Source organism: Aromatoleum diolicum, from assembly GCF_012910955.1.
GTDB lineage: Bacteria > Pseudomonadota > Gammaproteobacteria > Burkholderiales > Rhodocyclaceae > Aromatoleum > Aromatoleum diolicum.
Genome location: NZ_WTVQ01000048.1, coordinates 23,522 through 34,086, shown reverse-complemented (window position 1 = coordinate 34,086; position 10,565 = coordinate 23,522). Strand labels below are relative to the sequence as shown.

At 65.0% G+C, this 10,565-nt stretch carries 11 protein-coding genes; 5 read left to right on the top strand and 6 right to left on the bottom strand.

Features of this window, described 5'->3' with window-relative positions; translation table 11 throughout:
* The first annotated feature begins 120 nt into the window (after window positions 1-120).
* The 3 genes from GPA25_RS20180 to dmeF are packed head-to-tail and all read left to right on the top strand — an operon-like array spanning window position 121 to window position 1,804.
* The gene (locus GPA25_RS20180; RefSeq protein WP_169262201.1) at window positions 121-453 is read left to right on the top strand and encodes a cupin domain-containing protein; all 333 of its coding nucleotides are present in this window, start codon (window positions 121-123) and stop codon (window positions 451-453) included.
* 58 nt (window positions 454-511) lie between these two features.
* A complete protein-coding gene (locus tag GPA25_RS20175; RefSeq protein ID WP_169262200.1) occupies window positions 512-778 on the top strand; it encodes a metal-sensing transcriptional repressor in 267 nt (88 codons plus the stop codon).
* A 21-nt stretch (window positions 779-799) separates the two neighbouring features.
* A complete protein-coding gene (gene dmeF / locus GPA25_RS20170) occupies window positions 800-1,804 on the top strand; it encodes a CDF family Co(II)/Ni(II) efflux transporter DmeF (protein ID WP_169262199.1) in 1,005 nt (334 codons plus the stop codon).
* 30 nt (window positions 1,805-1,834) lie between these two features.
* Here the strand turns inward: dmeF and GPA25_RS20165 are convergent, their stop codons facing one another.
* From GPA25_RS20165 to GPA25_RS20145, 5 genes are all read right to left on the bottom strand, one after another.
* A complete protein-coding gene (locus GPA25_RS20165; RefSeq protein ID WP_169262198.1) occupies window positions 1,835-2,266 on the bottom strand; it encodes a cytochrome c3 family protein in 432 nt (143 codons plus the stop codon).
* 114 nt (window positions 2,267-2,380) lie between these two features.
* Entirely contained in the window at window positions 2,381-4,030 is a 1,650-nt protein-coding gene (locus GPA25_RS20160) for a sulfatase-like hydrolase/transferase (protein ID WP_169262197.1), read from the bottom strand.
* A gap of 111 nt (window positions 4,031-4,141) precedes the next feature.
* Window positions 4,142-6,577 (bottom strand): putative bifunctional diguanylate cyclase/phosphodiesterase, encoded by a 2,436-nt coding sequence (locus GPA25_RS20155; RefSeq protein ID WP_169262196.1) that lies wholly within the window; start codon window positions 6,575-6,577, stop codon window positions 4,142-4,144.
* A gap of 188 nt (window positions 6,578-6,765) precedes the next feature.
* Window positions 6,766-7,176 (bottom strand): TerB family tellurite resistance protein, encoded by a 411-nt coding sequence (locus GPA25_RS20150; RefSeq protein ID WP_246265934.1) that lies wholly within the window; start codon window positions 7,174-7,176, stop codon window positions 6,766-6,768.
* Between the two features lie 124 nt (window positions 7,177-7,300).
* Window positions 7,301-8,479: a porin gene (locus GPA25_RS20145; protein WP_169262195.1), complete on the bottom strand. Its 1,179-nt coding sequence runs from the start codon at window positions 8,477-8,479 to the stop codon at window positions 7,301-7,303.
* Between the two features lie 416 nt (window positions 8,480-8,895).
* Here GPA25_RS20145 and GPA25_RS20140 point away from each other — a divergent pair, with 416 nt between their 5' ends.
* Entirely contained in the window at window positions 8,896-9,213 is a 318-nt protein-coding gene (locus GPA25_RS20140; RefSeq protein ID WP_169262194.1) for a CREC-EF hand family protein, read from the top strand.
* Window positions 9,214-9,216: 3 nt separating this feature from the next.
* Entirely contained in the window at window positions 9,217-9,939 is a 723-nt protein-coding gene (locus GPA25_RS20135) for a hypothetical protein (RefSeq protein WP_246265932.1), read from the top strand.
* Window positions 9,940-9,976: 37 nt separating this feature from the next.
* On the opposite strand, the gene GPA25_RS20130 is transcribed toward GPA25_RS20135, so the two are convergent.
* The gene (locus tag GPA25_RS20130) at window positions 9,977-10,441 is read right to left on the bottom strand and encodes a winged helix-turn-helix transcriptional regulator (RefSeq protein WP_169262193.1); all 465 of its coding nucleotides are present in this window, start codon (window positions 10,439-10,441) and stop codon (window positions 9,977-9,979) included.
* Window positions 10,442-10,565 lie beyond the last annotated feature (124 nt).

The window sequence follows — 10,565 nt, the reverse complement described above, 5'->3', positions numbered from 1 at the left end:
CAGCTATCCTTGCACCGCCCTTCCTGCGGCCTCGCCATGGATCTGGCGTCCGTCATGCCGCCCCGCGGCGCGGTCGCAGTCCGGGATGCAGATCGCCGCCTCAAACGGAGCCCGCCGCACATGCCCATGCAAGGAAACCTGTTCGCAGCCCTGCCGCCGCCGGGCGCCGACGAAACCTTCGACACCTTGTTCGAGCACCCGCAACTGCGCATCGAGCGCATCGTCTCCGACGGCCACGCCAGCCCGGAAGGGTTCTGGTACGACCAGACACAGACTGAATGGGTCATGGTGGTGCAGGGCGAAGCGGTGATCGCGTTCGCCGACGACCGTCGCGAAGCGATGCGCGCCGGCGACTGGCTGACGATTCCCGCGCACTGCCGCCACCGCGTCGAATCCACCGGCCCGGCCACGGTGTGGCTGGCCGTGCATGTCGAATCGGCTTCGCGGCCCTAGCTCTCCCCTGCCAGGAGGCTGCTTGCCGTATCCCCTCCCCCAGGATAGGATAGACACCATGAGCACGCACACCTCCCATCCCGACATCATCAAGCGCCTGAAGCGCGCCGAAGGCCATCTGCGCAGCATCCTCGCGATGCTCGAGACCGAGCGTCCGTGCATCGACATCGCGCAGCAACTGCAGGCGGTGGAAAGCGCCGTCGCCAGTGCCAAGAAGACGCTGGTGCAGGACCACATCGACCACTGCCTCGAACACGCCATCGCCGAAGGGCGCGGCGCGGGCGACGCGATCCGTGAGCTCAAGCAGCTCACCAAGTACCTGTAAGCCAACGTACCGAGCCCGCACATGTCCGCCAACACGCCGAGCGACTGGACCCCGAACCACACGTTCGACGACGGCAACCTCGCCGCCGAGCGCGGCACACGGCTGGTGATGCTGATTACCGCGCTGACGATGGTCGTCGAGATCGTCGCGGGCTGGTGGTTCAACTCGATGGCACTGCTCGCCGACGGCTGGCATATGAGTTCGCACGCGCTCGCCATCGGCCTCTCCGCGCTCGCCTACGCCGCCGCGCGCCGCTACGCCGACGATCCGCGCTTTGCCTTCGGCACCTGGAAAATCGAGATCCTCGCGGGCTTCGCCAGCGCGATCTTCCTGATCGGTGTCGCCGCAGCGATGCTTTTCGGGTCGTTCGAACGCCTGCTCGCACCGCAAGAGATCCGCTTTGCCGAAGCGATCACGGTGGCGGTGATCGGCCTGATCGTGAATATCGTCTGCGCCATGATCCTCAACCGCGCCGGCCAGCACGGGCATGAACATCACGGGCACGCGCACCACGACCCCCAGGCGCACGCCGACACGCACGGGCACCATCATCGCAGCCACGACCATCACGACCACCACCACGACCTCAACCTGCGCGCAGCCTACCTTCACGTCATCGTCGACGCCGCCACCTCGGTGCTGGCCATCGTCGCGCTCCTCGGCGGCATGCTGTACGGCTGGAACTGGCTCGATCCGGTGATGGGCATCGTCGGCGCGGTGCTGGTCGCGCGCTGGTCGCAAGGCCTGATCCGCGACACCGCCCGCGTGCTGCTCGACCGCGAGATGGATCATCCGGTGGTCGCCGAGATCCGCCATGCACTCGCCACCCACCCGTGCTGGCCGGTGGCGCCGCACATCATCGACCTGCACGTCTGGCGTGTCGGCCGCAACCGCTTCGCGGTCATCATCGGCGTGCTCAGCGACGATCGCGCGATCACCCCGACCGCCGTAAAACGGGCGCTCGCGCCGCACGAAGAACTCATCCACGTCTCGGTCGAAGTAAATCGCCCCACCGACGTGGCTTAGGCGCCGCGCGGCTGTCCTGCTCGCGCCGCCTCAGATGCGGTGGCAGATCATGCACAAGGCGCTGTCACGCTCGCTCACGCGCAAATAGGTCGCCGGCGACGCCGCCGGCGGTTCGTCGCCACCATGTTCGCGATGGCACGAATAGCACTCCACCGTACCGGCATCCGACAAACGGACTTCTTCCGCATCGAGGCTACCGTTGCCATTGCTGTCGAAGAAGGCGATGCCTTCCAACTCCGCGCCCGGCTGCCGGTAGGCCGGATGGTCCGGTCCCGGCTGTGTCACGCCCACCGGGTGGTGACGCGCCGGGTTCGCATAGTAGGCGGAATAGTCCCCCGCACCAGGTGGACGCTCAGCCCCGCCATGGCAATCCCGACAATCGGGGCCGGCGGCGAGGGCCAGCGCAACCCAAAACGCCGGCACGCCGGCCAGCACCCCCCTAACGATTCCCTTGGCACGCATTCCGCCTCCCAGCCGCATCGGGCTCCGGACCCAGATCGGGCTCCTGATCCAGTATAGGCCCCCGCGCGACCAACCCTGACCCCTGGCAGCCCCGGCACCGCCGCCGCTGCACGCTCAGTCGCTGTGACCGACCTTGCGCGGCGACGGCGCCGGCGCCGGGGTGGGCGGACGCGGCGGCGGGGGCACCGGCGTGACGATCACGTCCGCAGCCCCGTCACCGTCCGGCCCCGGAAGCGGCGGCAGCTCCCACAGCGCACGGTAGGTCGCGCTGTAGTTCATCAGCTGCTCGGTCATCTTCGCGATGCGGTCAGTCGGTCGCGGCACGGTCACGGGGCCGATCGCCGAATAGCCCAGGCCGGCGCGCTCGCCTTCCACCTTGAGTCCGACCAGATCGAGAATCGTCGGCAGCATGTCGAAGTGCGTCACCTCGTCGGTGTTCTTCGTCACCTTCTTGTCGGCCCCGACCAGCAGGTTGAACACGCGGCGCTCGGGGTTCTTGATCAGCTTGTCGTACGACGTGTTGCCCATCGCGAGGTGATCGCCCTGCACGACCACCGCGACACGATCCGACCAGCCCTTCGCCGCGATGTAGTCGATGAAATCGGCCACCTGTCCGGCGGTGCATTCGACGATGCCCTCGAAGTCCTGGAAACCCTGACGTTCGCAGTGCGAGGACAAATGGCCGTAGGGATGGTGCATGTCGATCGTCAGCACCGTCAGGTTGAACGGCTTGCGCGACTTCATCAGCTTGTCGAGCTCGCCGCGCGCGCGGCGGAACAGATCGTCATCATGCAGGCCCCAGCCGCTCATCAGCTCGGGCCGCTCGCCCTCGCTGATCCATTCCTCGCGCCCGACCACCCTGTTGTAATGGTGATCCTGGAAGAACTTGCCGACACCGGCGAACGCGAGGCTGGAGCCGTTGAGGAACACATTGGTGTAGCCGTGGCTGGCCAGGATGTCACCGAGGCAGCGGGCGCGCGGCAGGAAGCGCTCGACCTGCTCACCCTGCACATTGCCGCCGAACAGCGCCACCGACTTCAGCGGCAGGCCGCACTGCGTCGCGACGATGCCGGCGATCGTGAAATGCGCGCCCTGCATCTCGCGGTAGTTGTCGAAGGAGATCACGCGCGGCTTCGACTTGTAGGCAGTCAACCGGTGCAGCAGGTCGCGGCCGAACAAGGCCGGATCGGAGTAGGTGTTCTCGAGACTCTCGACGTAGATCAGCACCAGGTTCTTCGGTTTCTCCTTGCCGCTCTTGACCGCGACACGGGCCGGATCGACATAGGAGCCGGCGAAATAGTCCTCACCGAAATACGCACGCACATAGCGCGCCAGCGAAAAACTGTCGATGAAGTAGGCCACGCCGGCCCCCAGCACAATCAGCGGGATCGCACGCGACACCCCGTGACGGGTCAGGCGCAGCAGCGCCGCGCCCAGTCGGCGCATGCCGACACGCACCCAGTAGTAGCCCCGGCGCAGCCACGGCACCGGCCATTTGTGCGGATTCGCGCGCAGATGATTGGCCCACTCGTCCACGCCCCACAGCACGAGCGCCAGCGCAGTCGGCAGTGCGAGCGCGCGCCACAGGAAGCGGCGGGTCAGTTCCGGATCGCTCGTGAGCAGTCCTTCCGCGCCGAAACGCAGGTGATAGAGCACCTGGTCGATACTCACCGAACCGAACTCATCCGTCAGCCAGTCGGGAATGGCATAGAGCAGGCAGCCGACGAGTATGGCCAGAGGTTTGATCAGTTTTCGAATGCGCATGGCAGCCCTCCGGCAGGCGAGCTTCCGGGCACGCGTACAGCCGCGAGCCCCGGAAGGTGCGCAATATTACAGCAATGGAAATATCGTAGACTCCCCCACCGCGCGGGAGTTTTATGGTGCCTGGCGCCCGATTACCTGCACTTGCGGGTCTCCGAGCATGGTGGCGAACTGCGCGGCCGGGACCGGCGGACCGAACAGATACCCCTGGCATTCGCCGCATCCTGCTTCACGCAGGAATTCCAGCTGCCCCGCGGTTTCCACGCCTTCGGCAACGACCGTCAAACCGAGGCTGTGCGCGAGCGCGATGGTCGCCTGGACGATGGCGATGGCGCCACGGTCGCCGGGCAGGTCGCTGACGAAGGAACGATCGATCTTCAGCTTGTGGATGGGAAAACGCTTCAGATAGGCAAGCGACGAGTAACCAGTACCGAAATCGTCCAGCGCAAGCTGCACGCCAAACCCGGCGAGCGTGTCCATCAGCGCGATCGCGCGCTCGGTATCCCCCATCAGCATGCTCTCGGTGAGTTCCAGCTCGATTTTCGACGGGTCGGCCCCGGTTGCCGCCAGCACTTCCCGGACGGTTTCATCCACGTCGCCCTGCAACTGACGTACCGACAGGTTCACCGAAATGCGGAAGCCGGACGGCACGCGTTGCGCCCATTCCATCACCTGGCGACAGGCCTGCTCCAGCACCCAGGCACCGATCGGCACGATCAAGCCGGTCTCCTCGGCTATCGGGATGAACTCCGCCGGCGGCACGAGACCGCGCGCGGGGTGACGCCAGCGCAGCAGCGCCTCGGCGCCGGTGAGCGTGCCGCTGGCCGTGCACACCTTGGGCTGGAAATGCAGCTCGAATTCGTCGCGCTCCAGCGCATGCCGCAGGCTCTCCTCGAGGCTGAGCCGCTCGAGCGCGCCGGCATTCATCTCCGGCAGGAAGAAGCGGTAGCGGCCGCGGCCGCTGCGCTTGGCCTGGTACATTGCCACATCGGCATGCTTGATCAGGATCTCCGGCGTAGCGCCGTCGGTCGGATAAAAGCTGATGCCGATGCTCGCGCCGGTAGCGATCTCGCGGTTCTCGATCATGAAAGGCGCCGACAACGCGTCGAGGATGCGCTGCGCGACCGCCGCGGTGACCTGTCGGCGCTCGTAGGATTCCCCCCCCAGCAACATCGCGAATTCGTCGCCACCGAGCCGCGCGGTGGTATCGCAATCGCGCACGATCCCGCTCAGCCGTGCGGCTACCTGCTTGAGCAGCGTGTCACCCGCCTTGTGCCCGAGACTGTCATTGACCGGCTTGAAGCGGTCGAGGTCGATGAACAATACCGCCAGGCTCGTGCCATTGCGCCGCGCCAGCAGCACCGCGTTCTCCAGACGGTCCTCGAACAGTCGCCGGTTCGCGAGTCCGGTCAGCGCATCGTAGTAGGCCAGGCGCGCGATGCGCTCTTCGCTCAGACGCTTCTCGGTGATGTCGTAGAACATGCCGATGTAGTACACGACCTCGCGATGGTCGTTATAGTCGGCACACAGCGTCAGCCACTGACGATACGCCTCGCCGGTCTTGCGGCGATTGGTCACCTCGCCCTGCCAATATCCCTGCTCGCGCACCGCGTCCCACATCGCGCGATAGAACGCTTCGTCGTGCCAGCCCGATGACAGCAGGCGCGGCGTGTTGCCGATCGACTCCTCCGGCGTGTAGCCGGTGATCTCGGTGAAGGCGCGATTCACCTCGATGACGCGCTGCTCGGGGTCGGTAATGACGATGCCCTCGATGCTGCGTTCGAAGACGCTCGCCGCCATGTGCAAGCGCTGGTTGGCCGCCTCGAGCGCCAGATTCTTCGTGCCGATGCTCGTCTCGTTTTCGCGGATCGCCTCGTACTGGCGCCGCAGGATCCGGTCGGCGCGCCCGACGATCAGCAGCAGCACCCCGTAAAGGATGCCAAAACTGATCGCCAGACCCAACAACAGCCGCCAGGAATCACGGTCGATTTCCCTGATGTCGCCCGACACGTCGGCGTACAGCTCGAATACCGCCTTCACCTGCCCGTCGGGATCGGGCCGGATGGGGATGTAACTCGAGACCACGTTAACGTTCTCGATCTCGCCCTCGGTGGCACTCATCTTGCCGCGGTACACCATCTCGCTGATCGTCGCGCCGTTGCGGGCCGACAGGAATCCGCGGTTGTCGCGCTTGTCTTCGCCGATCTCGCGCGCGACGGTCGAAAACACGGCTTTGCCCTGCAAATCGTAAACCTTGATCTTGATGATCGGCACGCCGACCGACAGCTCGCGAATCCTGTCGTGCAGGCGCCGCGTCAGGGCCTGCTCGCGCAGGGCCTGCGCATCGCGGCCCGATGCATTGACCAGTGCCGCACCGAACTCCGGCCAAATCGCGTTGGCGAAAGTGCGCGCCAGCATCTCGTTGCGCACGCCCGATATCTCGGTGCGCTCGGCAACCTCACTGCTGCGGTACGCCCACAGCAGCAGCACCGACATCGCCAGAATCGCGAGGCCGCTGGCGAGCGAAAAATACCGGGTCAATCTGAACATACGCGCGCCCATGTCTTTCCCGCCCCGCCCGTAGCGCAGGCGGGTCACGCCGCCCCCTCGCGGCGCAGGCGCGGCCGGAGCAGGCATCCGGGAACATGATACGTTTTATTGCCGCCGCGGCAACCAACGCGTAAGACCGGCGCGACGCGCATCGCCCATGCGGACCGCCGCCGCGGCACGCGCGCCGCTCAGTCGCGCAGACGCTCCAGCGCGATTCCCCAGCGCGTCAGCACGTCGCGCAGCAGCGTCTGTTCGGGCTGGCAGATGACCCCATCGGCCTTTGCCAGCACCAGCATCACGCGGCACACCGTCTCGCGCAGGGTCGGGGCGACAATCCGGTCGAGCATTGACTCGAAACGCTCGATATCCACCAAGCGCACCGGGTCGATACGCTCCGGCCGCTGCAGCAACTTGCGGCAGTGGTCGATCACGGACTTGATCAGCGCGTCACGCGACACGCCCAGCAACTGCGGAATACCGTGCCGATCCATCGCTTCCAGTTCCCGGCTCGCGAGCACCCCGTCGGCCAGTAGAACAAGCGCCACCAGTTCGGTGGCCACGGCGCGTTGCGCCTCGATATCCGGATCGATCATCAGCATGCCTTAGAGTCGGGAAACAAAAGAATACCCGCAATATAGGCCCCTGACGGCCTCCCTCCATGCAACATTGATCGAGGACGAGCCCATGTCATGAACCCGTCCTCGCACGCGAAATGCAGCGTAATTAGAAGAACAGGATGCCGCCCAGCGAGATCGTGCGGGTCTTCAGATCGCCCGGGAAGATGTCGCCGCCGGTGCCCTTCTCGCGGTTGTATTCGCCGACCAGCGTGATGTACTTGTTGAGGCTGTGGTACACGCCAAGCGTCGCGGAGCGGAACTTGTTCGTCTCGGACAGAGCCCCACCGCTGTCGCGGTTCTCGCCGTAGTTCAGGCCGACCTTGGTCTTGCCGAACTTGTACGTGCCCTGCACGAAGTAGCCCTTGCCCTTGTTCTTGTCGAAAGGCGAGAAGAACAGCGCGCCGACCGTCGACAGCCCCAGCCCCTTCGCGTCGAAGCCGTAGGCCACCGCCTCGAAGTTGCCGATGCCGACCTTGGCGCCGAGTTCGTAACCGTTGGCGTCGAAGCTGCCTTCGCCGCTCGTGCCCTGGTGGATGAAGCCCGCCCACAGCGAACCGGTCGTGCTCGCACCCGCCTTCCAGTCGTAGTTCAGCATCGCCTGGAAGCCGGGATCCTTGGTCTCGTCACCGGCGAACTTGTTCGGATCGAAGATGCCGGCCGACGCCGAGAATCCGCCCATCGTCGGCGTCGTGTAGGTGATCTGCGGCTGGAAGCCGGTGTACATATAGCCGTGGCCGATCATGCCGAAAGTGGTGTTGAACGGCGTCGCCGCGTAGCTGTTGCCGCCCAGGCCCAGCAGGGTCATGTCGGACAGGATGATTTTCTGGCCGAACAGGCCGATGTCGCGCCCGAGCTTGATCGTGCCCCAGTCGCTCGCGCCGAACTGGAAATACAGGTTGCGCGTGTCGATCTGCGAGAAGGGGCTGTCACAGCCGGTCGCGCCGCCGCAACCCGGATTGCTCGGCAGGCCGACGACGTCCGACTTGTCGTTGATGCCCGGCGCAAAACCCACGTGCGCCTTGACGTCCAGCCCCTCGACCTTGGTCGTGAACACGAAGTTGATCCAGCCCGGCAACAGGCCGTTGGTGAGCGCGGAATTCGTGGTCTTCACGCCCCCGCTTTCCGCCGTCCGGTTCGAATAGAAACCGTTGATCGTGCCGTTGATGTCGATCGTCGAGTCGCCCTGCGAGAAGCTCACCGCATGAGCCTGCCCCAGGCCGAGTGCGCACAGCGCGCTGGCGAGAGCCGTCCGCCCGAATACACCGGATTTCGCACGAGAAATCATTTTTCTTGCCTCCTTGGCCTTTGGTTTGTTGCCTTGTTTATGTCGCGGTCGCATGCGGAGCCGAGCTGCCGGAAGGCGACGAAACATGCGCGCAGCCACGCCGTGCGGCGGGCTTGGGCGGACATTGCAAGCTCCGGGCCAAGGAGATCATTAATACATTTTTACCGCGTTTTCCTCGATTTTCGCGCCACGTTGGCTGAACATAGCATTACAAAATGATCCGCTTTGACACAGCCGGACCATTGCCGATGACACAGGTGTTACAAGCTGGAACACATTGCAGCGCAGCAGGGGAACGCACGCTCAGCCCGCAATTGCCAGCGGCGCCGAATTGGCGGAACATTTCCCTCACATGCCCGCAAGCGGCAACACCGCAGCGCCCCTCCCTCACCCCCTGGTCCTGCCGGAAGTCGATCATGCACTCCGCCCTGCCCTCCCTCGCAACCGCCCTGCTGGCGGTGCTGCTTGCCACGCCCGTCGTCGTGACCGCCCAGTCACGCATTCCCTCGCTCGACCAGAACGACCGGCGCGGAGAAATCGGCCGGGCCGCCCAACAAAAGGCGAGCGAGCGCTTCGACGGCGCCGACGCCGACAAGGATGGCCGCCTGTCGCGCGAAGAGGTTGCAGGACGCTTCAGCTACATGGCCGAAAAATTCGACCAGATGGACAAGGATCGCGACGGCTTCCTCAACTGGGAAGAATTCATCGGTCACGACCGCTGGAAGAAGGAGTAGGCGATGATCGCCCCCCTGCTGCGGACGGGGCTTCGCACACTGGCGGCCTTAGCGTTGCTGGCATGCACCGGGCTCGCCGTGGCGGCAGATCTCGGACCGCTGCTCGAGCGCATCGTGCAGGCGTACGGCACGGCAGCCCCGCCGACGTCGATCCTGCAACGCGGACGCACCATTTCCCACATGCAGGGCGAAGGCGCCCTGCTGCGCGCCTACAGGGGCGCAGAGCGTTTCCGCATCGAGATCCACTACCCCAACGGCATCGAAACCCGCATCGTCGACGGGCCGATCGCGTGGCAACGCAACAGGCCAATGGGTCAAGCCTTCCGCAGCGCGCTGATCCTTCAGGCCGCGCGCATCGCACTGCCGTGGAACCTGCTCGCCGCGCGCGACACACTGCGTGACCGCGGCGAATACGCTTTTGGCGACGGGCGTCTGCATCTCGTCGAATTGCCACTGGCCGACGGGCTGCGTCTGGTTGCCGAAGTCGACCCGGCCAGCGGGCGCGTGATGCGCTCGCGCGGCATCCTGCCCAGCCCGCACGGCGGCGAGATGGTATTCGGCACCATCTACGACGATTTCCGCAGCGTCGATGGCCGCCTGTACCCGGCGATCGAACATCACTACGCAATGGGCCGCTATATCGGCCGTTCGATCATCGACACGGTCGAGTTCGACGCCCCGATCGCCGACGCGCTGTTCCGCCCGGAAATCCCCGGCCTGATCTGAGCTGCTCACTGCGCCCCGGCGCGCGCGCGCACGCCCTTCACTCCACCGGGAGGTACAGCGTTTCCTTCAGCTCCTCCATCACCACATAGCTGCGCGATTCGGCCGCCGACGGCAACTTCAGCAGAATGTTGCCGAGCAGGCGCCGGTACTCGCTCATCTCGGTGATGCGCGCCTTCACCAGATAATCGAAATCGCCCGACACCAGATGGCATTCCATCACCTCGGGCACGAACAGCAACTCCTTCTTCACCCGATCGAAGACTTCACCGGACTTGGCGGACAGCTTGATCTCGACGAATACCAGCAGGTTCTTCCCCAGCGCCTGGGGATTCACGCGCGCGTGATAGCCGGTGATCACCCCCTCGCGCTCCAGGCGCCGCACGCGCTCGGTGCACGGCGTCGCCGACAGGCCGACTTTCTGGGCCAGATCGGTCATCGCAATCCGCCCATCCTTCTGCAGCAAATCGAGGATGCGGCGGTCAGTGCGGTCAAGCTCGCGCATTTCACTTCTCCAGCGGAAAATCGCGTTCAAGATACCTATTTATCACTGCATATGCACGCCATTTAAGTGACTTTCACTATCCAACGCTACATAGACTAGCGATATCCAATACAGCAGGACATCG

Coding starts and splice junctions, on each gene's coding strand:
- GPA25_RS20180 (WP_169262201.1), top strand. CDS start 121: ATGCCCATGCAAGGAAACCTGTTCGCAGCCCTGCCGCCGCCGGGCGCC.
- GPA25_RS20175 (WP_169262200.1), top strand. CDS start 512: ATGAGCACGCACACCTCCCATCCCGACATCATCAAGCGCCTGAAGCGC.
- dmeF (WP_169262199.1), top strand. CDS start 800: ATGTCCGCCAACACGCCGAGCGACTGGACCCCGAACCACACGTTCGAC.
- GPA25_RS20165 (WP_169262198.1), bottom strand. CDS start 2,266: ATGCGTGCCAAGGGAATCGTTAGGGGGGTGCTGGCCGGCGTGCCGGCG.
- GPA25_RS20160 (WP_169262197.1), bottom strand. CDS start 4,030: ATGCGCATTCGAAAACTGATCAAACCTCTGGCCATACTCGTCGGCTGC.
- GPA25_RS20155 (WP_169262196.1), bottom strand. CDS start 6,577: ATGTTCAGATTGACCCGGTATTTTTCGCTCGCCAGCGGCCTCGCGATT.
- GPA25_RS20150 (WP_246265934.1), bottom strand. CDS start 7,176: ATGCTGATGATCGATCCGGATATCGAGGCGCAACGCGCCGTGGCCACC.
- GPA25_RS20145 (WP_169262195.1), bottom strand. CDS start 8,479: ATGATTTCTCGTGCGAAATCCGGTGTATTCGGGCGGACGGCTCTCGCC.
- GPA25_RS20140 (WP_169262194.1), top strand. CDS start 8,896: ATGCACTCCGCCCTGCCCTCCCTCGCAACCGCCCTGCTGGCGGTGCTG.
- GPA25_RS20135 (WP_246265932.1), top strand. CDS start 9,217: ATGATCGCCCCCCTGCTGCGGACGGGGCTTCGCACACTGGCGGCCTTA.
- GPA25_RS20130 (WP_169262193.1), bottom strand. CDS start 10,441: ATGCGCGAGCTTGACCGCACTGACCGCCGCATCCTCGATTTGCTGCAG.